Origin of the sequence: Pseudoalteromonas sp. NZS37 (genome assembly GCF_015864265.1) — a bacterium.
Lineage (GTDB): Bacteria > Pseudomonadota > Gammaproteobacteria > Enterobacterales > Alteromonadaceae > Pseudoalteromonas > Pseudoalteromonas arctica.
This window is the reverse complement of the sequence record NZ_JADYXL010000004.1, coordinates 323,306-349,691: the sequence shown is the minus strand read 5'-3', so window position 1 is coordinate 349,691 and position 26,386 is coordinate 323,306. Positions and strand designations below refer to the sequence as shown.

The following is a 26,386-nucleotide window of genomic DNA, read 5'->3' as shown; positions in this document are numbered from 1 at the left end:
AAGGCTTTATCAAAAAAAATTAACCTTCCTGTTTATTCTTATATTTATCTAAATTTTTTATTCACTTATCTTCTATTGTCTAATATTACTTTTTAGCTTATAAAAAAAGCCGCAGGTAATTACTTACCTACAGCTTTAATAATCACGTATTAGAGTGAAGTTATACCAATCTGCTTATATATGAGGTCTATTTAACGTTAAGAAAATTACGCTAGAACTAGGCAAAAATTTTTATATCTAGTTGTTCTAAATAAAAAATTTTTAACGACGTTATAGTGCAATTTAATTCGTTAAATTGATCAAAGATTTATGCAGATTGGTATTATTTAAACCAACCTTGAAAACGCTCCATCAGCATGTAATTTATTGGTACTAACAATAAAGTAATAAAGGTCGCAAAAATAATTCCAAACCCTAGGCTTACCGCCATTGGTATTAAAAACTGCGCCTGAGTCGCTTTTTCAAATAACAGCGGCATTAAACCAATGAAGGTCGTTAAACTAGTTAGCATTACAGGGCGAAAACGTGATGCACCTGCAATTTTTATAGCATCGAGAACTTTACCACCTTCACTGCGCTTTTTATTAATAAAATCAACGAGTACAAGCGAATCATTTACCACCACCCCGGTTAGCGCAAGCATACCGAGTAAACTCATAATAGTTAAGTCCATTCCCATGATCCAATGCCCTACTACAGCACCTATCATGCCAAATGGAATAACACTCATTACTATGATTGGTTGTAAGTAAGATTTAAGCGGTATTGCTAATAGCGCATAAATAATAAAAAATACAAACACAAGTGCCCAAGCCAACGACCCAAACGACTCTCTTTGCTCTTTAGCCTCACCTTCTAGTTTGTAATCTACTCCAGGATATTGCTGCATTAACCCATCTAAATACTCCGTTAGGTCAGCCTGCAGTATGGTCATGTTGGTATTATTTTTTTCGATATCGGCTGTTACGTTTAATGTGCGGTAACGGTCTATTCGATTAATAGTTGATGGACTTTGCCCAGCAGTAAGTGTTGCCACGTGCGATAAAGGCACTGAGCCTCCATCAGGCGTATTTATAAGTATGTTTTGTAGGTCAGCTACAGAGCGGCGCTCATCTATAGGTAAGCGTACCATTACACGTACGTCATCCCTGCCTCGCTGAATACGTTGTGCTTGCGAGCCAAAAAACGAGTTACGTACTTGTCCTGCTACATTGACTCTATTTAAGCCCAGCGCTAAACCTTGTTGCGTAAGCTCTATTTGTAACTCTTCTTTACCGTCGGACATACTATCGGCAATATCAAATACCGTTGGATAGGTCGATAAACGGGTTTTAATGTGATCAGCCACGTCTTGTAAAATAGTCAACGAAGTGCCGCTAAGCTGAACATCAATGGGGTCTGAACTTCGGCCAATTTCGGCTCTAAACGTTAAACTTTCGGCGCCTGGTATCACACCAATTAAATCGCGCCATTCGCTGGCAAGTTCTCGTGATCCTATGTCTGATTCACGCTTTTCAGCCGGTGTTATTTCAAAGCGTACAGAGCCTGAATTAGATACACCACCACGCCCGCCTGTTGTGGCTAATATATTTAAAATAACGCTTTCGCCAGTATCCGGATCGCGGTACTTTTCTTGTAATTGCTGCGCCTTTTGCGACATGTCAATTACGTATTTATTAGTTACTTCAAACGGTGTACCTGTTGGTAGTGTTAAGTTAACGCGGACTGTTTCGCTTGGTATGCGCGGGAAAAATACAAACTTAGTCCAACCGCTGGTGATCATGGTTAAAATTATAACAAATACACCAATAAACAAGCTTACCGAAGCCAATTTATGGCGCAGTGCTAAATTTAAAGTGGGTTGATAGTATTTTAAAATCGCGTTTTCAAATCCATCTGCAAAACGCTGTTGAATAACATCAAACTTTGAAGGTTCGCCTTTTTCGTGGCGTAGTTTTATATATTTTAAATGTGCTGGTAGTACAAATTTAGATTCAATCAATGAAAACAATAATACCGGAATAACCACTACCGGTATTTGTGCAAACAAGGCACCACGCGCCCCTTCAATAAAGGCCAAAGGTAAAAAGGCAGCAACGGTAGTCAACACACCAAATGTTACTGGTGTTGCTACTTCTTGAGTACCTAAAATTGCGGCCTGCTCGCCCGACGTAGCTGTTTTTAAATGGGTGTAGACGTTTTCACCGGTAACTATGGCGTCATCAACAACAATCCCCAGTACCAATATAAAGCCAAATAAGCTCATAATATTAAGGGTTACGCCAAAAATAGGCATCGCTATAAACGCGCCCATAAACGAAACCGGAATACCAATAAATACCCAAAATGCAATTGCAGGGCGTAAAAACAAAGTAAGTAAAGCCAGTACTAAAATACCGCCTTGTAAAGCATTGGTAGTAAGGGTCGAAATACGACTTTTAACCAGCTCCGAATCATCATCCCAGTAACTTAGTTCAAACCCTTGCGGGAGAGAGCTTTGTTGCTCTTTTATGTAGTTTTTAACATCGTCAGCAACTGTAATCGCACTTTGTGGACCAATTCGATATACGTCGATAAATGCAGCTTGCTTACCATTAAAGCGAGTACGTACTGGTGTTTCTTCAAAATCATCTTTTATAGTCGCTATATCACCTAAGCGAATAATAGTGCCATCGGCTTGGTTTTTAACAACAATGCTGGCAAATTCATCTTTACGATATGCTTGCCCTTTAGAGCTTATAAGTACGTCCCCGCCTTCTGTTTTTAAGTTACCAGCAGAAATATCTGAGCTTGAGTTTGAAATAGCACTCGATATTTGTGCCAAGCTTAAATCGTACTGACGAAGAATATCTTGGCTTACTTCAATGGCTATTTCGTAATCACGAACGCCACTTAGCTCTACCTGCGTTACATTAGGTAAACGTAGGATTTGATCGCGTACTGTTTCTGCGTATTCGCGGGTTTCTTTTTCGCCATAGTCACTCGATACGGTAACCGCGATAACTTCACGAATTCGCTCAGCAAGCGCTACTATCGGCTTTTCAGCATCGGCTGGAAAAGTGTTAATTGCGTCTACACGACTTTTTATATCAGCTAAAAGCTCACGAGGGTCGTAACCGCTTTCCACTTCTATTGTCACAGAGCCAGAACCTTCAGAAGAGCGACTAAATATTTGCTTTATGCCCTCTAAATCTTGTACTGCTTCTTCTATTCGTATAGTTACACCTTGCTCTACATCCTCTGGTGTTGAACCACGCAAACTTACATTTACGCTTATCATGTCAGTTTCGAATGAAGGAAATACCTCAAGCGGTATTTTGCTTGATAAGCTAAAAAGTCCCGACAGTAACAGCGTTACTAGCAATAAGTTAGCAGCAACATGGTTTTTGGCAAACCAAGCGATCATGGCTTATCTCCTTGCTTTGCTGCGCGGCGTTTTTTTAGCTCTTCAACACTAATACCCTGCTCTTTTGCTTTTTGCTCAAGCTGCTCTGGCGTCGGGCGCTTTCCTTTACCTTGCCCATTAGCTCCTCGGCTTTTAGGTTGCTCTGTGCTTTGTTCGCCTAAAATACTTACCTGAGTTCCAGAACTCACTTGCCCTAGTGGAGTAATAACCAGTTTATCATTTGGATTTAATCCCGTTTTTATCATCGCTTGTGTCGCATTTTGCCAAGCAAGTGTAATGTCTTTACGCTTGAGTACACCCTCTTCAACAACATAAACATACGTCCCTTGATAAATAGTACTGTTAGGGATTATAAGTGCGTTAGGGACTGTTTTACCGGTAATTTGCGCCTTTATGTATTGCCCTATTTTTATTGGGTACTGGTTATTAGCCGTTGCTTTATATGGGTCGTTAATTTTAGCAACTACGTAAAGCTGTTGTGCACCTTCATCTATAGCACCTTCGGTACGCGCTAGCTGCCCTTGCCACGTTTGCTCACCCACTAAGTCAGAGGTAAATTTAACAATTGAACCTGCTTGATTTTTGGCGCCATCACGATATTGCTCTGGTAAATTTACGAACGGAAGATCTTTATTTTTAATCGGTAAACGAATCTCTACGCTATCGATTGCGTAAATAGTGGCAAGCTGGGTATTGTTAGTAACAACTTGCCCCAAATCAACACTACGGCTAAGTATACGACCCGCATATGGCGCGGTTACTTTAGTGCGCTCTAAATCAAGCATGGCTTTTTCAAGTACTGCTTGAGCAGATAAAACTTCTGCTTCGGCTGCTGCAAGTTGTGGTTCACGCAGTACTAGGCTGCTTGCCTGATTTGAGCCGCCAAGGCGTTTCCAATCAGTAATAGCTTGTTGTCCACGCGCTTTTTCTTCTAATAAGCCTTGCTCTGCCGTTAATAAATTGGCTTGAGCAGATTTAACTTCAGCTTGATGATCTCTATCGTCTAGCTTTAAAAGTACGTCGCCCTTTTCAAAAAAGCCACCTTCTCTAAAGTCATCACTTACTTCAATTATTTGCCCAGATGCCTGAGCAACTAATAAACTTTGTGTACGTGGTTTTACCGTACCGTAGCTATCAATCATCACTTGGTAATTTTGTGGTTTAAGCTCAAGCGCAGCCACACTTATTGATGCTTTAGGAGGTGAGCCAAAGCGTTTAGCCTCTGGCGGATTACCTTTAATAAACATAACAATTAAAATAGTGGCAATAATAACCACCGCTGGAATAATAATTTTTGCTGTTTTAGTTTTCATCATTATTGCTCTTTAGTTCACTTGAGGGCTTTGCAAAATCACCACCAAGGGCAACGTGTAAGTTAATTCTGTTAGCTATTAATTGGTTTTTAATGTCGATTAAGGAGCTTTGTGCATCGAAAGACCTATCTTGTGCGTCAAGCACCGTAGTGTAAGTTACCAAGCCACTTTGATATTGCTCAAACGACAACTGCTCTGCTGCAAGTGCGTTTTCTTGCGCCTCAAGGGTGCTGCTATATTGTGATTTAAGAGACTGCTGCTGTGAAATCGCATTCTCTACATCACCAAATGCATCGTAAAGCGTTTGCAAATAAAGTTGCTCTTGCTTTTGAGTATTAAGGCGCGCTATTTCTTCATTCGCTTTTAAGCGTCCGCCCTCAAAAAGTGGTGCTGAAATACTACCTAATAACGACCATGCAAGGCTTGATGGAGAAAACAAGTCGCTTACTCTGTCGGTGCTATCACTTAGTGAAGCTGTTAAATCTAAACTTGGAAAGCGTTGTTTGTGCGCATACGCCAATGAAGCGTCGGTGGCTAAAAGATCATACCAACTTGCTCGCAGCGTAGGTTTACGTGTTATAAGTTCAGAAGGTAAGCCTAGTGGAATATCGGTATTAATAACGGGTAAGTCGCTACTAGCAGTAATGGCACCTTTTGGGTATTCACCCAGTAAACGCTCAAGTACACGTGCTGAAGCCGATAGGTTCGCCGTTTGAGTGGCAATGCGAGCGCGTTCAGTATTGAGCTCATTACGGGCTAAATATACATCGAGTGCTTCGTTTATACCTTGGCGATAGCCAGACTCGATAATATCTAGGTTTTGCTGTGCGTTAGCTTCTCTGCGTTTAAATAAATCGAGTAATTGTTGTGATGTAACAACATCAAACCAGCCTGTTACCACATCAGCAACGAGTTGCTGTTTAGCTTGCTCAAACCGTGCCTGTTGCGCTAAATAGTTAAGATTAGCTTCGCGCTTTGAATCTGAAAGCTTACCCCATAAATCAACCTCGTAAGTTAAGTTTAAACTAACTGAACTTGCGTTGTCGTAGCTCACTGGGCGGTTGTCTTTACTACGGCTAGTACGCGTTGATAAATCGAGGCTAGGCCAAAGCGCAGCGCCCGATACTATAAGCTGTTGTTTTTGAATTTCTACATCGTAACTAGTTTGTAAAAGCTGTTGGTTGTTTTTAAGTGCTTGTTGTACAAATTTGTTAAGCGTAGGGTTTTGTAGTTGTGTAAGCCATTGCTCTTGTACTTTTAATACCGAGCTTGATGCTTCTTGCTGCCATTGCTGTGGCATATTATTAGGCGCTTGCATGCGCTGCGACGAGTTAAAATCACTCGCACAGCCGCTAAGCAGCATCACACTAATTGCCAATAGGGTTGGCTTGCATTGCCAAATCATAATTAAACCTAAATTACTGCTATTTATGAACGTAATTCAAGCACTTTGGCAACTTTTGCTCAACCTACTTTACATAACATTACATAGCTAGCGATGAACTAACATAATAGCCAGTTATACGGTAAAAATGAGCAAATGATCAGCAATTTTTAATAATAAAAAATTAACTTTTTGTAGTGTGTCTAAGAGATTATACCAATTCGCTTAATTAAGTGATCTATTTTGAGGTAAGAAAATCGTGTCGATAACAAGGCAAAAATTTCGTTATTTAGTTGCTCTATATCAGAAATTTTTAACGCAGTTAGCGTCAGGTTTAATCCCTAAAATTGATTAAGTATTATTGCGGATTGGTATTAGACATATAGAAACAGAAAAGCCCCGCTATAAGCGAGGCTTTTGAATAAATGGTGCCGACTAACCGAGTCGAACGGATAACTTATACAGACTACTGATTACAAGTCAGTTGCTTTGCTCTTAACTATGGGTATTTTTAATTCTCAAGTTGAAAACAAAAAAGCCTCGCTATAAGCGAGGCTTTTAAATAAATGGTGCCGACTAACCGAGTCGAACGGTTGACCTACTGATTACAAGTCAGTTGCTCTACCAGCTGAGCTAAGTCGGCACACAAAACTGTGTGCTAAGGCACGTTCAATTTTAAAGATTGAGAACTTTTATAAAGCACTTAAAATAAAAAAACCTTGCATAAGCAAGGCTTCTCAATAAATGGTGCCTCGACGCGGAATCGAACCACGGACACGAGGATTTTCAATCCTCTGCTCTACCGACTGAGCTATCGAGGCACATAAAATGTGCTAATTAATTGTTATACTTTACAATTAACTTTAAATAAATGGTGCCGACTAACCGAGTCGAACGGTTGACCTACTGATTACAAGTCAGTTGCTCTACCAGCTGAGCTAAGTCGGCACACAAAACTGTGTGCTAAGGCACGTTCAATTTTAAAGATTGAGAACTTAAAGTAAATGGTGCCTCGACGCGGAATCGAACCACGGACACGAGGATTTTCAATCCTCTGCTCTACCGACTGAGCTATCGAGGCACATAAACTGTGCTAACTAAAAATAAAATAATTATTTAACTTTTAGCTTTATAAATGGTGCCGACTAACCGAGTCGAACGGTTGACCTACTGATTACAAGTCAGTTGCTCTACCAGCTGAGCTAAGTCGGCACACAAAACTGTGTGCTAAGGCACGTTCAATTTTAAAGATTGAGAACTTAAAGTAAATGGTGCCTCGACGCGGAATCGAACCACGGACACGAGGATTTTCAATCCTCTGCTCTACCGACTGAGCTATCGAGGCACATAAACTGTGCTAACTAAAAATAAAATAATTATTTAACTTTTAGCTTTATAAATGGTGCCGACTAACCGAGTCGAACGGTTGACCTACTGATTACAAGTCAGTTGCTCTACCAGCTGAGCTAAGTCGGCACACAAAACTGTGTGCTAAGGCACGCGTAATAATGTTTAAACTGTTGATTAAACACCACTACTTTAATAAATGGTGCCTCGACCCGGAATCGAACCAGGGACACGAGGATTTTCAATCCTCTGCTCTACCAACTGAGCTATCGAGGCACTTAAACAGTGCTAATTAAAAATCTTAAAAGGATTTTTAATGCAATTCCCACTCATCTCTAGCGACTGAGCTATCTGGGCGTGCGGCGTATTAAACGAGTTTTGCCCTTACAAGTCAACTTTTTTTTTCTTCTTTATAACTGTTTGAACGGTTTTCAGACAACTCAGTACATTTTTTATTAATAACGTTCATTTTTACCACAAATCGGGCTATAACTATAAATAAATATAACTAAATCAGACTAAAACCGTAGTGAATTATTTTTTGTAAATGTTACGATTAGCTTAGATACGTACGATAGGGACTTATCGTAGTAAAAACACATCAATTGGAAACAATCAATGCAGAGTAAATTCTCATCGCCAGTTAAAGGCTTACTGCCACTTTTTTTAATCATTAATATTGCTGTAACAGCGCTCGCCATTGTTGCCCACTCATTTTATACACAAACTGAAGTTAAGACAGCCCAACCAGCATCATCTATTAATATTGTAACGCTTGCCGATAGATTAGACTTACCTATGGTTGATGCATTAACTATGTATGGTCAAGGTAAAGTAAAACAGTTACTTGATTTAACCTCCTTATTAGACGGTGACTTTGAATATACTCTATATCGCTTCAATGCTACATCAGATACTCAGTTGGTATATAGCAGCAGTAAACCAGCCATCGCTTCTGTTAAAACTGAAAAGCACTTAAAAGAAGAAGGTATTCTGCATCACCTACTATTGTTAAACGATCAGCCCATTGGCGAGCTTATTATTAAGCAAAACATACCAGCCACGCCTTTAAGCGTTCAAGACTCTCAAGTTATCGCTTACATCATCGCGATAGCGAGTGTTGCTGCATTATTTATACTTACTTTAATGTTTAATATGTACATTAATACGCGCTTACGTAAAAGTACTGACACTCTTACTCAAGAGTTACAGGTAATTACTGAAGATGCTAATTACAATAGTAATGTTGATGAGCAACTTGATATTGGTTTAGGTGTAGTAGCAAAAAACATCAACTTATTGCTACAAAAAGTACAAACTGCAATGAGCGAGAATGACTCTGCACAAAAAGAGCTTTATAAATTACAAAATGGCCTAGAAGCCGAAGTGCAAAATCGTACCTTAGCGCTTGAGCAAGCCACATTAAAAGCAGAGCGAGCAAGCGAAACTAAAACAACATTCTTAGCAACGATGAGTCACGAAATAAGAACACCGATGAATGGTGTTATAGGTACTATTGATTTACTGCGCCAGACCGAACTTGATGGCGCTCAGCATCGTTTAAGTACTATTATTCGTGAATCAGCATTTTCGTTATTGAGCATTTTGGATGATATTTTAGATTTTTCTAAAATTGAGGCTGGAAAGCTAAATATTGATCCGATCCCATTTTCGGTAACCGATACTATTGAAGAAGTTGCTCGTGTGCTCTCATCAGTTGCTAAAAAACGTGAGCTTGATTTAGAGCTAGCAATAGCACCAGATATTCCTATAAACCTTACCGGTGATAGCGTACGTGTACGTCAGGTTCTTTATAACCTATGTAGCAACGCAATTAAATTTACGAGCACTGATGAAAAAACCCAAGGGCATGTAAAAATATCAGTAGAGGTGGTACATAATACGACTGATCACTTTACCTTACGCTTTTGCGTAACTGATAACGGTAAAGGCATGTCGCAGGCACAACTACGCGAAATATTTAATCCGTTTATTCAAGCCGAAAATTCGATTACCCGAGAATATGGAGGGACAGGTTTAGGCCTTTCTATTTGTAAAAGCTTAACTGAGCTTATGCTAGGTACTATTCATGTAACTAGCCATACAGGAATTGGCAGTGAGTTTACTGTTGAACTGCCGTTTAGCACATCGGGTAGAATTAAGTACGCACACAAAGGTGCATTAAATGGTAAGCAAATTGTTGTAGTTAGTAATCACCTAGAACGTGAAAAAACAATGTACCGTTATTTATCGTTTATGGGCGCTAAAATAGTTTATGCACACACAGAAGAAGAAATTGAAGAGCATCAACATTCGCAAGATATTATTTGGGTGGCTGATGGCATAGACAATATGGATAAAACAAACGCGCTGCTAAGACGCTTATTTTATTCATTAGAGGATTATAACCAACAAGTTGTTGTACTAAGCAAGCTTGATGAAGCGGCTATAAATCATAATAATATTTTTTATATTAATGCCTCTCCTTTATGTAAGTCTAACTTTATGCTGTCTATTTTAGTCGCTGCAGGTTTGCATACACCTAAACAAATTAAAAAAACCAAAACACTTAATAACTATTTAAATGTTGAGCAAGCTCGTAAATCAAACAAATTGGTTTTACTTGTTGAAGATAACCTTTTAAACCAACAAGTGCTGACCGATCAATTACACATACTAGGTTTTGGCGTTGAGATAGCAAACAACGGTGAAGAAGGCTTAGATATGTGGAGAAAAGGTGATTACTCACTTATTTTAACCGACTTACACATGCCTAAAATGTCGGGTTACGATATGGTCGAAAAAATCCGTAACGAAGCAGAGCTATTAGAATCAATTGATGCACAGCCTTACATTATTGCTGTAACAGCAAACGCACTTAAAGGCGAAAAAGAGCGTTGCTTAGCCGTAGGTATAAACGACTTCATTACCAAACCTATAGAGCTAAACGCGTTAGAGGACACCTTAAAACGCTGGAGCGATAAGCAAAGCCAAAACCCAAATGTAGTTATCCATCAAACCATGGCGCTACCTATTGATATGGAAGCGGTTGCTAAATATGTAAATGGTGACGAAGCTAAACAGTTACGCTTTTTCAAAATGTATTTAGAACAAAGCCAAGGGCTAATTAAGGGGATTAATTCAGGCGTTATGGTTAACGATTTAGATGAGATTATTGAAGGGTGTCATCAATTAAAATCGATCTCTAAAACAATTGGTGCCCAAACGGTGGCTGAACTTTCAAGTGCATTTGAAGATAAATGTAAAAAAGGTGAACTCACTACCGATGAATTAATAGACTTAAGAGATAAGTTAGAAATTGAATACTCTAAGGCAGCTCAATTTTTAAAAGAACAAATTAAAATCTCTGAGCAAGAAGATGAGTTAAGTGATTAAATAATCGCACACAAAAAAAGGGCTATTTAGCCCTTTTTTAATGTTTAAAATATTACTTTTCAGGCGGTCGATAACCTTCAATTTCTACATCTTTGTTTTCAAACAAAAAGCCAACCATTTGCTCTTCTAAAAATGTGCGGTGCTCTGGGTCCATCATATTTAAATGCTTTTCGTTAATAAGCATTGTTTGCTTATGCTGCCACTGACCCCACGCTTCTTTAGAGATGTTATTAAAAATCTTTTCACCAACTTCACCAGGGTATAACTGAAAGCCAAGCCCTTCGGCTTCTTTTTGTAACTTTTGACAAAATACTGTACGTGCCATGATTGATTCTCTCTAACGCTAAATATGGGGCTATTCTATACTATTGCTGTAATTTGTTTAACCAACTTTTTAGTTGGCGCTGCTAGGCCAACCTCTATTGATTGATCAAGCGGATACCACACTAATTGTTTGTCATTTACTACATCAGGAATGTTCTTAACATTGAGCACATGCGGATTAATCTTCAGCTCAAAATGTGAAAACACATGAATAAACGCTTCAAGCTCTACTAAGTTGGCTTCTAATCCTTGCTGAGCTAAAAATATTTGAAGCTCCTCGTACTCATTAAATTCAAAAAAGCCAAATAGTCCTCCCCAAATACCGCTGTTAGGGCGTTTTTCCATAAGCACTTTATCGCCGCACTGAATAATTAACTGATGACAACTCTTCTTCGGCACTGCTTTTTTAGGTTTAGAATGTGGAAACTCTTTTACTTTACCTGCATTAAAAGCACCACAACCTGAATTTAATGGGCAAGCCTCGCAATCAAACCGGCTGCGTGAGCAAACACTCGCACCTAAATCCATCATAGCTTGATTAAATTCGGTGACATTATTTTTAGGTGTTAATTGCTCTGATAAATGCCAAAGCTGGTTTTCGACTTTTTTAACACCGTACCAACCTTCTATCATAAAATAGCGCGCTAAGACTCGCTTAACATTTCCATCTAAAATTGGATGATGCTGCCCAAGCGACAATGATAAAACAGCCCCGGCAGTAGAGCGTCCTATTCCCGGTAAATCCATTACTTCATCAAGCGTTTGCGGAAATTCGCCTTGGTACTTGTCACGTACTATTTTAGCTGTTTTATGTAAGTTACGCGCACGAGCGTAATACCCTAAGCCGGTCCAGTGATGCAGTACTAAATCTTCATCAGCATCGGCTAAAGCAATAATATCTGGAAAGCTTTGCATAAATTTTTCAAAATATGGGATAACAGTAATAACTTGAGTTTGCTGGAGCATCACCTCAGACACCCACACTTTATAAGGTGTTTTGCCCAACTGCCATGGAAGTGTTTTACGCCCATGAAGGTGATACCAATCAACGACTTGATTAGAAAACGAATTAGACTGTTCTTTATTTAAATCCAACATATTGTACTTTTACTGATGCTCAATGGCGGCTCAGTCTATTGTAGTTAATAAAAAGATCAAGCTATAGGGCGTGTAAAACCAGCTAATACTTGTGATTGCGGGCTCGGTCAGGGATAATATGCAACCATTTTTAAACACATTGTTTTTGTCAGGCCAATAATATGAGTGAATCAAGCAACACTAACCTTGAGCAAGCTAAGCAAGAAGGTAAATACATCCGCACCATTCGCAGTTTTGTAAAACGCGAAGGTCGATTAACCAAAGGCCAAGCCGCTGCAATCGAAAAATGCTGGCCAACAATGGGCCTAGAGCATAAAAACGGTATGCTTGATTTAAGCGAAGTTTTTGGCAACAACAACGATGTAGTAGTAGAAATTGGTTTTGGTATGGGTAAATCGCTTGTCGAAATGGCAACAAATGCCCCTCACCTAAACTTTATTGGTATTGAAGTACACCGCCCAGGCGTTGGTGCTTGTTTAATGGATGCCGATGAAGCAGGCATTACTAACTTACGTATTTTTGAACACGATGCAGTTGAAGTACTTGCAGACTGTATACCTAATGAAAGCTTAACAACACTACAGTTGTTTTTCCCTGATCCTTGGCATAAAAAGCGTCATCATAAACGCCGTATTGTACAAACTGAGTTTGTTGAAAAACTAAGAGCCCAACTGAAAATGGGTGGCGTTTTTCATATGGCAACAGATTGGGAAAACTATGCAGAGCATATGCTCGAAGTAATGAATGTAGCTCCTGGTTTTAAAAACCAATCAGAAACAAACGATTATGTTCCACGTCCAGATTTGCGCCCGCTTACTAAGTTTGAGCAGCGCGGACATCGCCTAGGTCATGGCGTGTGGGATTTAATGTTTGAACGTACTGAGTAATTTGTAACTTTAAGCACTCACTTTTATTTTTAATAAAACTAAACATACTGTAAGGCAAAGCCATTTATGAGCGTACTAACCAACCCAAGTTTACTGTTACTTCGTAATAGCGAGGCACTAACGGGCAAATCTATCTTGGTGGTCAACTTTGTTCAAGATGGCTTTTTAACAGAGCTTAAAAAACTTAACCCGCAAAGCAAAGTAACTGCATTTAGCTACAACCATGCTAACGGTGAGTTTGCTAAAAACACCAAGGACGTTGAGATTTGTGTAAATCACACAATACCTGGTAACGGCTACGATTTAGTTATTCTTTACTATCCTAAATCAAAACCTGAGTTATTAATGGCGCTTGATAATATTCGAGCTGCTATTACTGATGATGCCGAGCTATTAGTGGTAGGTGAAAATAAAAGTGGTGTTAAATCAATTGAAAAGCAATTAGCTGGCAAAGCAGAGTTTAGTAACAAAATTGATTCGGCTAAGCACTGCGTTCTTTACTCATTTGCTGAGATTACCCAGCACCCTAATTTTGATATTACGGCCTACCATAAAAAGTTCGTTGTTAATGTTGCCGACACCGAGTTTACAGCTATTAGTGTCCCTGGGGTGTTTAATCACGGTAGTTTAGATATGGGAACGAAAGTTCTACTCGAAAACGCACCGACAATTAAGCAAGGTAGGGTTCTCGACTTTGGCTGTGGCGCAGGTTTAATAGCAACCTTTTTAGGGCTGCATAATCCAGCACTTGAGTTTGTGTGTAGTGATGTAAGTGCACTGGCAACTTACGCAACACAGCAAACTCTAAAGCTTAACAGCATCAAAGGCGAAGCGATATTAAGTGACGGCCTTAAAAGCATTACCGGTAAGTTTGATTTAATTATTAGCAATCCACCTTTTCATACAGGTATTGCAACCGACTACACAGTAGCAGAAACATTTTTAGCAAATGCAAAACAGCATTTAACTAAAGTAGGAAAGCTGAATATTGTTGCTAACAGCTTTTTAAAATACCCACCTATTTTAGAAACGCAATTTGAAAGCTACCAAACGGTATTTAAAAATAACAAGTTTGCCGTATATAGCAGCTAGTATTATTTTTAAAAATGCTTGAGTGCAAACGCGCTCAAGCTAACCTTCGCATAAATATAAGAATTAATTTAGCTTTTTTCCTTCATTTTCTCCCGTCTTTGCTAAACTAAAACTCTAAATAATCAAAATTAATTCAGGCGATAACGAAATAATGCCTAAAAAAGTTCATCAAAGTAGCATTCGCAAAGCACTCATAAATTTAATTATGCTTATTACAGCTATTTGCTTGTCGCTATCTATTTCGATATCTACTTATTTAAGCGTAAAAGAGCAAAAGCAATTAATCATTAATAAACTCGTCATACTTTCTGAAATTGTAGCTTTTGATGCTGGTAAATCAGTAGTTGAAGATGATAGAAAAACAGAAGAAAAACGCCTCAAGTCATTTGAAAATATCCCCCTTGTAAAAAACATACATATTTATTCAATAGAAAAAGCATCTCAAAAACCTGTTTTTTTTATTAGCTTTAATGCAAAAAAAACGCCTCCGGTGCCGTTAAGAATAGACAGTGTTGATGAGCTAAAAACGCCACGAATTACGAGCGATCATATTGAACTAACCCGCCCTATTTACGATAACGAAAAGTTGGTAGGTTATGTATATATGCGAGGGAGCCTCGAAAGTTTAGAGACTTATATTGAGAGAAAAATATTAATAGACGTGCTATTAACTCTATTAATTTTAATCGTTGTTTACTTTATTGCTATAAAAGTTCAACGACGTATAGCCAAGCCAATAGAGCAGTTAAGCATGCTATTGCAGGATGTATCTAAAAATCATAACTATGATGCACGCGCGCCAATAACCGATGTAAAAGAAATAACCGCTCTTTCAAATAGTTTAAATATCATGCTTGCCCGTACCAAAAAGCAGCTTGAGCGCCACGAAAAAGATAAACAAGAAATAAAACAGCTCAACCAAAGTCTTGAAGAAAAAGTAAGTCAACGAACTATTGCTCTCAGAGAGGCAAATCAAGAGCTATTATCAACCCTTGAGCGAATGCATCAGTATCAAACACAAATTGTTGAAAACGAAAAAATGGCTTCTTTAGGGCAAATGGTGGCAGGTGTTGCCCATGAAGTGAATACACCAATAGGGCTTGGTATTACAGGTTCTACATTACTTCGAGATAAACTGGCAGATATACAGCAAAGCTTTAATGATAAAAAACTAACCTCTAACCACTTAAAACGATTTATAGATGAAGGTATTGAAAACTTAGACTTAATTTATCGTAACTTAAATCGTGCCGCTGACCTTATTTCTAATTTTAAAAAAGTGGCCGTTATTCAAGACGACGGTGTTAATACCTACATTAATGTGCATAAATTAATTAGCGATGTTTTAATATCAATACAATCTGAGTTACTGCCTAAAAAGCCTGTCGTTATCATTAACTGCCCGACCGACTTGGCTATTCATAGTAAGTCTGAACCTCTGCAACAAGTGTTTCAGCAGTTGCTTATGAACTCTGTGATTCATGGATTTATAGGTAAAGAAAATAATGAAATTCGCTTTGACGTAGAACTAGTAGGGAAAAAATTAACAATAGTTTATTCTGACAACGGTCAAGGCGTTGATAAAAACATTAAAAATAGAATTTTTGACCCGTTTGTAACTTCAAAGCGCGGACAAGGCGCAAGCGGCTTAGGCATGCACTTGGTCTACAACCTAGTAACACAAGCACTTGGCGGAAGAGTTATGTTTGATCTTGAAGAAAAACACGGTGCTCGCTTTATAATTACTATTCCTTAAATAAAGATCACTAAAAAGTGCATATATTTAAAATTTATCCTTGAATTAGCATTTAATGACCTCATTAATGAGGCATGTGATAAGCGCGTAACATTATTTAATTGCATTAAATAAATATTACCAAGCGATTTATGAACTTTTTTATCTTTGCTGTATCACATACATTGATGAAAGGTTAGAAAGTGATATAGTTTTGCTTTGAATTAGTCTGATTATTTTAAGTACCTTGTTTGATTGAATGATGTATCAATTATTAAAGGAAAATGGCTTCGACTTTATGATTCAAATAGCTACATCCACGTATATATCAATTAAACAGTAGTTTTTGCACTGCCCTTTTTAGTAGACTTTGGACACCCTACTGTTTTATTTTTATCCAATTTGTTTTTTCCTTGTTAACAAATGGGTATAATCCTATAATCTCTAGTAATCGGTTATAAATTCGTCACCGGTTTTTTTATAAATAAAATATTCCAAAAGGTTAATTAATAATGCAAACGCCAGTCATTCTAATCGTAGAAGATGAAGACGTAACTCGACTGAACCTAGTTAGTTTATTTGAAGCTGAAGGGTACAAAGTTATTGAAGCCATTGATGGCGATGATATGCATGACAAGCTTACAAATAACGATGACGTTAATCTTGTAGTTATGGATATCAACCTTCCTGGTAAAAACGGTCTTATTTTAGCCCGTGAATTACGCCAAAAGCGTAAAGTAGGTCTTATATTCCTAACGGGTCGTGACAACGATGTTGACCGTATTTTAGGTCTTGAAATTGGCGCAGATGACTACGTTACTAAGCCATTCAACCCGCGTGAATTAACTATTAGAGCTCGCAACCTTATTACTCGTACTGCTTTAGGCGGTGAAGAGTCAGCACTAGAAACAAATGGTGTTATTACGTTTAACGGTTGGGAACTTGATGAAAATAGCCGCTGTCTTACTTCTCCAAATGGCGACGCTAAACGTTTACCAAAAGGTGAGTACAGAGCACTTCGTTTAATGCTTGATTCTCCAGGTCGTATTTTTAGTCGTGAGCAATTAATCAAGCACATGACAGGCCGTGAGCTTCGCGCAAATGACCGTACTGTTGATGTTACTATTCGTCGCATTCGTAAGCATTTTGAAAGTGATAACTCAACGTCAGAGTTAATCAGCACCATCCATGGTGAAGGTTACCGTTTCATTGGTAAAATTGACGCTTAATTAGAGCTAATTAGTTTTACTCTAATTGCTGTAAAAATAAATGAAGGGCTTTTTGTCCTTCATTTATTTTATCTGCTAAAACATCTAACCACTGCTTTAACATTTCATCAGATTCATCAATCGCACCATGCTCCATTATTTTGGCATGAAGCTGCACATCATTTAAACCTACCGATCCAGCCGCACCTTTAAGTTTATGCGCTACTGATTCATACTCTTCTCTATCGCCGGTATTTAATGAGGTAAGTAATTCTTGCTGATATTGTGGACTTAGCTTTTCGAATAACTGACTACTGCGTCTAAATACAACCAAGCCCATCGAATTTACAAAGTCTTCTATTGTTTCAATATCTAATAAGTGTGCATCAATGCCCTCTAGCGCTTCTTCACTTACTTTTAGCTGTGGCTCTGTGCACTCACTTTGCTTAATGCCAAATAAGTCAGCCAGCATTTTATCAAGCTTGACTGTGTTAATTGGTTTAGCCAACGCACCTTGTATTGATATACCTTCAAGCTCTTTTTCAGCACTGCGTACATTGGCAGTTAGAGCAACAATAGGTAATTTATCGAAGTGGCTATCTGAGCGTATTTGTTTAGCAACCACATCACCGTTTATATCTGGCAATTGCATATCAAGTAGTACTAAGTCTAAGTCATCTTCGGTTTCGACAAACGAGAGTGCATCTTCACCGGTTTCAGCCCATAACACTTCATGGCCGCGTTGCTCTAATAGGTTTGTAGCAATTTCGGCATTAAGAGGCACATCTTCTACTAGTAGAATATACAAACCACGGCCAACATAACTTTGCTCTGTTGGTGCAACACATAAACTAAGCGGTATTTGCACTGTAAAACAACTTCCTTCGCCTTCAGTACTATTTACCGTAATTATCCCTTTCATTGCACTTACAAGTGCCTTGGTTACAGCTAAACCAATACCTGAGCCTATTGCGTTAGTGCCTTTTAAATCCGGCGCTTTGTAATACATATCAAATATATGGGCAAGCTGCTCTGGTGGAATACCTTGACCGGTATCTAGTACCTTAATAACTAACCATGGGCCTTCTACACGATTTTCTCTGCTGCATTCGAGTGTTACTTTGCCTTGCTGAGTAAACTTAACGGCGTTGTTAATTAAGTTCCAAACAACTTGGCGTAATCGAGTCGGATCGAGCTGCGCGTAAACATCAAGTATGCCATTGCGCTTAATATCAAACTCAAGCTCTTTCTGCTCAGCTATTAAGCCTGCAAAATTAACTACATCGTTTATAAAGTCTGACACATTAATAGAATTGGTTGCTATATCGAGCTGATCCCTATCTATTTTATCTAAATCTATAATATCGTTAAAAATATTACCGAGTGTTTCAGCACTCGAAAAAATAGTATTGCCCCAACTACGCTGCTGCTTATTAAGCTCTGTATCTAATAACATACGCGTTAAACCAACAATGCCATTTAAAGGAGTACGTAGTTCATGGCTCAGCGTAGCAATAAACTTACCTTTGTCTTTATAGGCAGTTTCGAGTGCTTGTGCAGCTTCTTTACGGCTAGTGATATCACGACCAAAACCCAGTAAACCAATGTAGTCACCGTCATCATTTATAAAAGGTAATTTACGCAGCTCAAACCAACGTGTTTCACCATTTACTTCATAACCTACATCTATAGTCAGCGCTTTATGGCTTTGCTCTACTTCTTTATCGGTTGCCAAAACTTCAGCTAAAAAATGACTCGGGAATATCTGCTCAACCGTTTTCCCTATTAACTCACTACTTGATTTTCCCATTACCTCTTCAAACATTTTATTACAGCCGGCAAATACACCGTTGTTATCGCGGTAATAAAATAGATCGGGAGATGAATCAACGATTGAGCGTTGCAACATACTTTGTTGGGCAAGTTCTTGTTGTGTTTTTTTACGCTCAGCAATTTCTCGGCGCAGCTCTTCAATAGCGCGATGCTTGGCATGAAATGCCATTTTACGCTCATCAATTTCAATATTTAAACGACTAATGTTGTCTTTTAAGGTTTGGTTTAAGAGCTTTTCCTGCTTGGTTGCGCTATCTAAATAAGCATACGAGGCATCTAATTGACGAATTGAATTAAGTAATACACTTATAATTAAAGGAGAAACTACAGCCGTAAAAAATACCACAGCCAAAATATCAACAAGGTGTAATTCGCCTATCGCAACATAATAAAACATGCTCGATAAAATAAGAGATACAGTTAAAAATAAAGTGTAACAAATAGCTGCGGTTTTAAATTCACCAAATCGCGTTATTGAGCTGGAAAGTACCCGAGCCCAAGGGCTCAAAGAATAATCGGTCATACGTAATTTTATCTCTTAGCTGTGTGCTTAAATATAAAGAAGGCAATGCGCATGTATAAACATGCCATTTTCCCAGATTTTAGCATTTTTCTCCTACTACTACCCATGTTGTGCGATAAAAACAGAATTTTTCATGTTTGATTTTGCTCATCTCTTAAACTCATCATTTCAGCAATAAATTATTTAGTGTAAAATGCCCCGCTTTATTATCTCCAAAATACGAGTAGCGCACATGCAAACCAATATGCCAGATATAGCAGACACTGCACCCGCTTTACAAACAGGTAAATTAGACTGGGTTGGCATGGGCGAAATCGAACTGCCATTTATTTTTGAGTCACGAGACTTATCTCCAGTTACAGTAAATGCCAAAGCTCGTGCATTTGTAAATTTGCATAAAGAAGATGCCAAAGGCATTCATATGTCACGTCTATTTTTAGCACTTGACCTGCTTTCAACTGAGCAGCAAGTCAATCCGCAAACAATAGCGCAAGCACTCGATACTTTTATAACTAGCCACGAAGGGCTGAGCGATAAAGCACAAATTGAATTTAAATTTGAATTACCGCTACGCCGTAAATCACTATTAAGTGGTAAAGCGGGCTGGAAAAGCTACCCAGTTGTACTTACCAGTACAATTGAAAATAACATTATTAGCTACGAGCTAACTGTAGATGTTACCTATTCTTCAACGTGCCCTTGCTCTGCAGCACTTGCGCGCCAGCTTATACAAAACGCGTTTAACGAAAAGTTTAACCAAGAAACCTTAAGCCAAAAAGATGTGCACGAATGGCTAGGCACTACACAAGGCATAGTCGCTACACCTCACTCGCAGCGCTCTATTGCCAACGTAAAAGTAAAGCTTGACAGCAATATTCAAGAATTTGACGTAGTGACTCTAATAAATACCCTCGAAGCTGAACTTAAAACGCCTGTACAAGCGGCAGTAAAACGCGAAGACGAGCAAGAATTTGCCCGTTTAAATGGTCAAAATCTTATGTTTTGTGAAGATGCAGCGCGTAAAATTAAAGCTTTATTAGAAACAGATAATTACAGCGATTACTGGCTGCAAATAAACCATTATGAATCACTCCATGCACACGATGCTGTAGCTATTGCGGTTAAAGGTATTGAAGGTGGATACAAAGCTTAATAGCTACATAGTTTTAGCTTTTATAAACAGTTGGTAATTATTTTATAACTCATACTTTTTAGGCACGTAAATTGCTTTATTTGAGCAGTGTCAATTTGTTGTTATGGAGTTACCGTATGGAATTCGCTTTATTATTAATTCTAGTATTAGTTGTCGGGGCTTCTGTTGTTGCGTCAAAATTTAATGACGATGGCGGAAACCCGTATCCTTTTACCCGCAAGCAAACTGTTTTTACGCAGGTTGAAGGCGCTTTTCTAAATCTTCTCGAGCGTGCTGTAGGCGATCAATATAAAATTGTTAGTCGCGTTAAGCTAATTGACGTTATTGACTGTAAGCAAGGTCTTTCTATTAAATCTAAACGTGCTGCTTTAGCTAAAGCTAAAAATAAGCAACTCGACTTTGTATTAATCGATAAAGAAAAACTAACTATTGTTGCGGCCGTTGACCTAGTTAACAATGCCAATAAAGATGGCCACAAAGCTCAACGCGACTGGTTTGTAAACGGTGCACTAGAGTCTGCGGGCATTCCACATATTCGTATGAAAGTTAAATCGGGCTACCGTCCTTCTGAAGTACGCGATGCAATTATGTTTAAACTTGGTAAGCCTGCAGCAACACAAACGCAGCGCCCTGTTCGTAATCGCTCACATAAGCCAGCGGTACTTTCACCTTCTCAAGCCAAAGCACAAACAACTGCTTTAGCTGAAATTTAAAAACCAAATTAAATACTCTCCTAAAAAGTATTTAAAGCGAGCTCATAAACAAGCTCGCTTTTTTGTTTTTTATTGCTAACTTCACGTATAATCAAGTGATTCAAACTCAGGAATTAAACATTATGAATGTTGGTATTATTGGCGCAATGGAGCCAGAAGTTAAAATTTTACGTGAAGCGATGCAAAACCCACATATTTTAACTAAAGCAGGTTTCACTTTTTATACTGGTGAATTGGCTGGTAACACAGTAACACTTGTTCAATCTGGTATTGGTAAAGTAGCATCAACAATTGCAACTACCTTACTGATTGATAACTTCAAACCTGATTGCGTAATTAACACAGGCTCTGCCGGTGGATTCGATCCTTCTCTAAGTGTTGGCGACGTAGTAATTTCGTCAGAAGTACGTCATCACGATGTAGATGTTACTGCTTTTGGCTACGAAATTGGCCAAGTACCACAAATGCCAGCAGGTTTTACAGCACACCCTAAATTAGTTGAAGCAGCACAACAAACAATCGAACAAATCAGTGATGTTAAAACACTTGTTGGCTTAATTTGTACTGGTGACACATTTATGTGTGACCCTGTGCGTATCGATAAAGCACGCAGTGATTTTCCTACAATGCTTGCCGTTGAAATGGAAGGCGCTTCAATTGCACAAACGTGTTTTACGCTTAACACACCATTTGTTGTAATTCGCTCAATGTCTGATATAGCAGGTAAAGAGTCACCACAATCATTTGAAGAATACCTAGAAACAGCATCAATCAACTCATCTAAAATGGTTGTCGCACTTTTAGAAAAGCTAACTGCAGTGTCTCTGTAAATGCTTAGCAATATTGTTCAAAACCACTTGGACTTTATTGCCTTCATACTAGCGCTCCTTGCTGAGCGCTTTATTCCCCTTATTAGCTGGTATCATCCTAATACAGCGTTAAATGCTGTTTTTAGTGCTATTGGCAAGCGCATATACAAAAGCAAAGAACCTAAAAGCTATCAATATTTGGCAGCTATACTCGCAAGCACGCTCATTTTAAGTGTCATTCTCATTATTGTAGTGCTACTACTCGAGTTTGCTTTTTACCCTGAATTACTCGCAGGTCTTATTTTATACTTATGCTTAGAAAGTAAGAGTATTGATAAAAAAGCACTTCGCATTGCAAAGCTAACTAAACAAAATCAAAAATCGACAGCACGCGAATTACTAAAACCACTGCTTGCCCGTGAAGTTAATAGGCTTTCATCTCCTGGTATTATTAAAGCATTAATTGAAAGCTTAATACTGCGCACTGCTCGATACTATTTCGTAGTTATATTTATATTTTTAGCCTTTGGCCCTATTACTGCCCTCGCCTATCGATTGCTTACTTTAATACAACAAGCCTGGCGTAGTGATATATCCCCAAATAGCTACTTTTTAAAACCGCTTAAAACTCTCTTGTTTATTATTGAGTATATTCCAATGCGCTTACTCGCTTTAACTATTGCAGCAAGTAGAGCGAGCAAAAAAAGCATGCACTACATAAAGCATTATGGCAGACATTTTTACCAAACAAATACAGGTTGGCTACTAAGCACATGCTCTGCATCACTTGGTGTGCAGCTGGGCGGGCCTGCAGTTTATTTAGGTACTCGCTTTAATAAAATGCGTATTGGTACTGATAGACTACCTACACCCGAGGATGTACCTGTAATAATTAATAGATTAAATCAGGCGCGTGTATTTTGGTTGTTAGTAATTGTAAGTATCGAAATATTAAAAGTGATTTAGTGACTATTTAGTGACTACCTCGTAACTAATTTTTCAGCCAAAATACGAGCACAAAAAAACCAGCCTAGGCTGGTTTTTTAGTTTTCAAACGGTATTTAAGCTACAGTGATGTTTGCAAACTTACGTTTACCTACTTGGTAAATAGCTGTTGTGCCTTTTGCTATTTCAAGTTTGGTGTCTGTAATTTTATCTTCACCGTTAAGTTTAACTGCACCTTGCTTAATCATACGCATTGCTTCTGATGTACTTACTACTAAATTTGCTTCTTTAAGCAAGTTAGCAATTAAAATAGTATCTTCTGCAATAGTGATTGTCAGCTCTGGGATTTCATCTGGTAACGCTTTTTTCTGAAAACGCTGAATAAAATCATCATGTGCACCTTGTGCATCAGCTTCACTATGAAAACGAGCAATTAACTCTTTAGCTAGTTCTATTTTAATATCGCGCGGGTTAGTACCTTGCTCAACACGTTCTTTTTGAGCTGCAATTTCTTCAATAGAAAGCGCGCTTAATAAATCGTAATAACGCCACATTAGCACATCACTAATTGACATTATTTTACCAAACATATCGTTTGGCGCATCAGTAATACCAATGTAGTTACCAAGCGACTTAGACATTTTTTGAACGCCGTCAGTACCTTCAAGTAATGGCATCATTAATACTGTTTGCGGCTTTTGGCCTTCAACTTTTTGTAGCTCACGACCCATTAGCAAGTTAAAGCGCTGATCAGTACCGCCCAGTTCAACATCTGACTCTAGTGCAACCGAATCCCAACCTTGTACCAGTGGATATAAAAACTCGTGAATTGCAATTGGTTGGCCGCTGCCGTAACGCTTTTTAAAGTCATCACGTTCAAGCATGCGCGCTACTGTTTGGTTAGCAGCAAGTTTTATCATACCTGCAGCGCCTAACTTTTCCATCCAAGTAGAGTTAAATGCAACAGTGGTTTTAGCAGGATCTAGAATTTTGAATACTTGTTCTTTATATGTTTCGGCATTGGCTAGTACGTCTTCGCGAGTAAGTGGTTTACGCGTTACGTTTTTACCTGTTGGGTCACCAATCATGCCAGTAAAGTCACCAATTAAGAAAATAACCTCATGACCTAAATCCTGAAAGGTTTTCATTTTATTAATTAGTACAGTGTGCCCTAAATGTAAATCAGGGGCTGTAGGATCAAAGCCAGCTTTTATTTTTAGCTTTTTGCCCGACTTTAGTTTTTCAACTAGTTCGTCTTCAATTAATATTTCTTCTGCACCGCGTTTTATCTCTGCTAGAGCGGTTTGTAAATCCACTTTGTATTACTCCAAAATTCTGCCTACGAAGGGGCGGACTAGTTACTTGTAATCACGGTTTAATATAGGTTTAAACCGAATATATATATGTAGCTAACATAACAAATTTCTACCTAATTAAAATAACTTTTTAAGTTATTAATGCAACTAAACAAAATGAATTGAGTCTTAGTTAGATAGGACGTTAAAAAAGGCTTCCTAACCCTGATTTTAGCGTAGTTTAAGGTTAGTTTAAATCTACAAAGCACTAGTATTCGTACATTATTAAGTATATCCTGCAATATTATGTATTTATTATCTTGACAGCAGAAAAAGGCACGTTATGGTTCACGTGGTTAACACTCTCCCAAAAAAACACAAATTGCTTATTTTAGGTTTAGTTTCTGCTATTGCCGGCTTGGCATTTCTTCCTTCTGAAAAAGCGACTGCTTCTAAAGACAATAATGCAGATGCATTAGAGATAGGCAAGCGCTATGAGTTACAAGTTAAAGTTGATGACAACGAAAAATTAACTGAGTTAAATTCAGAGCAAGCAGCAGAAAAGTTACCAGAATACGACTTTGTCGATCATAAAGTTAAAAATGGCGACAATTTAGCAATTATCTTCAAACGTGCTGGTTTTTCAGCTCAAACGCTCCATAAACTAATTAACACTAACGCAGAAACGCGCAAGCTAACTAAAATTCACCCTGGTGAAATACTTAGCTTTGCGACAGCTGAAGATGGCTCTTTGGCTCAACTGCGCTATGTGATTTCAAAAACCGATACTTTATTTGTTACCTTAAATGAAGAAGGTAACTACGATACAGCTATTGATAGTAAAGAAATTGAAACGCTAACCAAAACCGCTGGCGGCGAAATATCTAACAACTTTTGGACTTCAGCAATAGCGGCAGGTTTAAGCGAACGTCAAATAATGAACTTTGCTGACATATTTGGTTGGGATGTTGATTTTGCAAACGACATTCGTAAAGGCGATGTGTTTGGCTTAATTTACGAGTCTCATTATGTTGATGGCGAGTTTATTGGTACAGGTAAGATTATTGCAGCTGAATTTGTAAACCAAGGTCAGCGCTTTGCAGCGATTCGCCATACCGACGGCAATTTTTATACGCCTGAAGGGCGTAGCATGAAAAAAGCATTTTTACGTGCACCTGTAAGCTTTAAGTATATTAGTTCGAGCTTTAATCCTCGTCGCTTACACCCAGTTACTGGGCAAGTTAGAGCGCACCGTGGTATCGACTTTGCGGCACGCACTGGCACACCGGTGGTTGCATCAGGTAACGGTAAGGTAGTTAAAGCGGGTTACAGCAAGTACAACGGTAACTACGTATTTATTAGCCATGGCACACAATATGTAACTAAGTACTTACACCTAAATAAGAAACTAGTTAAAACGGGCCAAAAAGTTAAACAGGGCCAACAAATTGGTACTGTAGGTTCTACGGGTCGTGTTACTGGCGCGCATTTACACTATGAATTTTTAGTAAATGGCGTTCACCGTAATCCTAAAACAGTAAAACTTCCTAAGTCAGAGCCATTACCTCGCTCAGAACTTGCTAAGTTTAAACCGATTGCAGATAACTTTATTGCCCAACTTGAGCGCAATCGCGAGCTACAGTTAGCACTTAAATAAAGTTTATTAATAAACATTAAAAAAGCCTTTGCAGGTTAAGCCTGCAAAGGCTTTTTTGTATACGCTATAAACCATTAATACATTAATACATTAATACATAAATGAGCTGAATAACTAAAGACACCATCACTAATGGCCAAATATATTTGCTGTATTTGGTTGCACCGTTGAGCCCTATTTTACTTTGATATTTTTCAAGCAATGGAATAAGTATCGCTAGCGCGACAAACAAACCAATTAAAATAACGAATATATTCATATCAATGCC

The 26,386-nt window shown here is 38.4% G+C and carries 18 protein-coding genes and 8 tRNA genes; 10 read left to right on the top strand and 16 right to left on the bottom strand.

Annotation, left to right across the window (positions count from 1 at the left end; all coding sequences use genetic code 11):
• Nucleotides 1–322 precede the first annotated feature (322 nt).
• From I6F47_RS09900 to I6F47_RS09850, 11 genes are all read right to left on the bottom strand, one after another.
• Nucleotides 323–3,406, bottom strand: a complete 3,084-nt coding sequence (locus I6F47_RS09900; RefSeq protein ID WP_007587324.1) for an efflux RND transporter permease subunit — start codon at nt 3,404–3,406, stop codon at nt 323–325.
• A complete protein-coding gene (locus I6F47_RS09895) occupies nt 3,403–4,719 on the bottom strand; it encodes an efflux RND transporter periplasmic adaptor subunit (protein WP_010554901.1) in 1,317 nt (438 codons plus the stop codon). Before I6F47_RS09895 ends, I6F47_RS09900 begins: the two co-directional genes overlap by 4 nt.
• Nucleotides 4,709–6,124, bottom strand: coding sequence for an efflux transporter outer membrane subunit (locus tag I6F47_RS09890; protein WP_165722085.1), 1,416 nt, complete (start codon nt 6,122–6,124; stop codon nt 4,709–4,711). Before I6F47_RS09890 ends, I6F47_RS09895 begins: the two co-directional genes overlap by 11 nt.
• 546 nt (nt 6,125–6,670) lie before the next feature.
• A tRNA-Thr gene (locus I6F47_RS09885) sits at nt 6,671–6,746 on the bottom strand.
• Nucleotides 6,747–6,848: 102 nt separating this feature from the next.
• Nucleotides 6,849–6,924 (bottom strand) — tRNA-Phe (locus tag I6F47_RS09880).
• 51 nt (nt 6,925–6,975) lie between these two features.
• Nucleotides 6,976–7,051: transfer RNA gene (locus I6F47_RS09875), tRNA-Thr, on the bottom strand.
• A 57-nt stretch (nt 7,052–7,108) separates the two neighbouring features.
• A tRNA-Phe gene (locus I6F47_RS09870) sits at nt 7,109–7,184 on the bottom strand.
• A gap of 55 nt (nt 7,185–7,239) precedes the next feature.
• Nucleotides 7,240–7,315, bottom strand: a tRNA-Thr gene (locus tag I6F47_RS09865).
• A gap of 57 nt (nt 7,316–7,372) precedes the next feature.
• Nucleotides 7,373–7,448: transfer RNA gene (locus I6F47_RS09860), tRNA-Phe, on the bottom strand.
• A gap of 55 nt (nt 7,449–7,503) precedes the next feature.
• Nucleotides 7,504–7,579, bottom strand: a tRNA-Thr gene (locus I6F47_RS09855).
• Between the two features lie 71 nt (nt 7,580–7,650).
• Nucleotides 7,651–7,726: transfer RNA gene (locus I6F47_RS09850), tRNA-Phe, on the bottom strand.
• A 342-nt stretch (nt 7,727–8,068) separates the two neighbouring features.
• Between I6F47_RS09850 and I6F47_RS09845 the strand changes: the two genes are divergently transcribed.
• Nucleotides 8,069–10,846: an ATP-binding protein gene (locus tag I6F47_RS09845; RefSeq protein WP_197183758.1), complete on the top strand. Its 2,778-nt coding sequence runs from the start codon at nt 8,069–8,071 to the stop codon at nt 10,844–10,846.
• Between the two features lie 52 nt (nt 10,847–10,898).
• Here the strand turns inward: I6F47_RS09845 and I6F47_RS09840 are convergent, their stop codons facing one another.
• Nucleotides 10,899–11,171, bottom strand: a complete 273-nt coding sequence (locus I6F47_RS09840) for an oxidative damage protection protein (RefSeq protein ID WP_007582954.1) — start codon at nt 11,169–11,171, stop codon at nt 10,899–10,901.
• 35 nt (nt 11,172–11,206) lie between these two features.
• Entirely contained in the window at nt 11,207–12,268 is a 1,062-nt protein-coding gene (gene mutY, locus I6F47_RS09835) for an A/G-specific adenine glycosylase (RefSeq protein WP_024594521.1), read from the bottom strand.
• Nucleotides 12,269–12,429: 161 nt separating this feature from the next.
• On the opposite strand from mutY, the gene trmB reads away from it, so the two are divergent.
• The 4 genes from trmB (at nt 12,430) to arcA (ending at nt 17,211) form a co-directional block, all read left to right on the top strand.
• Nucleotides 12,430–13,155 (top strand): tRNA (guanosine(46)-N7)-methyltransferase TrmB, encoded by a 726-nt coding sequence (gene trmB, locus I6F47_RS09830; protein ID WP_007582957.1) that lies wholly within the window; start codon nt 12,430–12,432, stop codon nt 13,153–13,155.
• A 66-nt stretch (nt 13,156–13,221) separates the two neighbouring features.
• Nucleotides 13,222–14,247: a methyltransferase gene (locus I6F47_RS09825; RefSeq protein ID WP_197183757.1), complete on the top strand. Its 1,026-nt coding sequence runs from the start codon at nt 13,222–13,224 to the stop codon at nt 14,245–14,247.
• 151 nt (nt 14,248–14,398) lie between these two features.
• Nucleotides 14,399–16,003 carry a sensor histidine kinase gene (locus I6F47_RS09820; RefSeq protein WP_197183756.1) on the top strand — a complete coding sequence of 535 codons (1,605 nt, stop codon included), beginning with the start codon at nt 14,399–14,401 and terminating at the stop codon, nt 16,001–16,003.
• A gap of 491 nt (nt 16,004–16,494) precedes the next feature.
• Complete coding sequence (gene arcA, locus I6F47_RS09815) at nt 16,495–17,211, top strand: two-component system response regulator ArcA (protein WP_002962549.1); 717 nt, start codon at nt 16,495–16,497, stop codon at nt 17,209–17,211.
• A gap of 16 nt (nt 17,212–17,227) precedes the next feature.
• Here the strand turns inward: arcA and arcB are convergent, their stop codons facing one another.
• Nucleotides 17,228–19,546 (bottom strand): aerobic respiration two-component sensor histidine kinase ArcB, encoded by a 2,319-nt coding sequence (gene arcB / locus I6F47_RS09810; protein WP_165722089.1) that lies wholly within the window; start codon nt 19,544–19,546, stop codon nt 17,228–17,230.
• 232 nt (nt 19,547–19,778) lie between these two features.
• On the opposite strand from arcB, the gene folE2 reads away from it, so the two are divergent.
• The 4 genes from folE2 to I6F47_RS09790 all read left to right on the top strand — a co-directional run bounded on the left by folE2 (nt 19,779) and on the right by I6F47_RS09790 (nt 23,187).
• Nucleotides 19,779–20,699 (top strand): GTP cyclohydrolase FolE2, encoded by a 921-nt coding sequence (gene folE2 / locus I6F47_RS09805; protein ID WP_024589695.1) that lies wholly within the window; start codon nt 19,779–19,781, stop codon nt 20,697–20,699.
• Nucleotides 20,700–20,815: 116 nt separating this feature from the next.
• Complete coding sequence (locus tag I6F47_RS09800; protein WP_007582968.1) at nt 20,816–21,412, top strand: DUF2726 domain-containing protein; 597 nt, start codon at nt 20,816–20,818, stop codon at nt 21,410–21,412.
• A gap of 122 nt (nt 21,413–21,534) precedes the next feature.
• Nucleotides 21,535–22,242: a 5'-methylthioadenosine/S-adenosylhomocysteine nucleosidase gene (gene mtnN / locus I6F47_RS09795; protein WP_024594517.1), complete on the top strand. Its 708-nt coding sequence runs from the start codon at nt 21,535–21,537 to the stop codon at nt 22,240–22,242.
• A complete protein-coding gene (locus tag I6F47_RS09790; RefSeq protein WP_197183755.1) occupies nt 22,243–23,187 on the top strand; it encodes a cobalamin biosynthesis protein CobD/CbiB in 945 nt (314 codons plus the stop codon).
• A 95-nt stretch (nt 23,188–23,282) separates the two neighbouring features.
• On the opposite strand, the gene tyrS is transcribed toward I6F47_RS09790, so the two are convergent.
• Nucleotides 23,283–24,482 (bottom strand): tyrosine--tRNA ligase, encoded by a 1,200-nt coding sequence (gene tyrS / locus I6F47_RS09785; protein ID WP_007585427.1) that lies wholly within the window; start codon nt 24,480–24,482, stop codon nt 23,283–23,285.
• 322 nt (nt 24,483–24,804) lie between these two features.
• On the opposite strand from tyrS, the gene I6F47_RS09780 reads away from it, so the two are divergent.
• A complete protein-coding gene (locus tag I6F47_RS09780) occupies nt 24,805–26,118 on the top strand; it encodes a peptidoglycan DD-metalloendopeptidase family protein (protein WP_007585425.1) in 1,314 nt (437 codons plus the stop codon).
• Between the two features lie 82 nt (nt 26,119–26,200).
• On the opposite strand, the gene I6F47_RS09775 is transcribed toward I6F47_RS09780, so the two are convergent.
• Entirely contained in the window at nt 26,201–26,377 is a 177-nt protein-coding gene (locus tag I6F47_RS09775) for a hypothetical protein (protein ID WP_007583822.1), read from the bottom strand.
• Nucleotides 26,378–26,386: the final 9 nt, after the last annotated feature.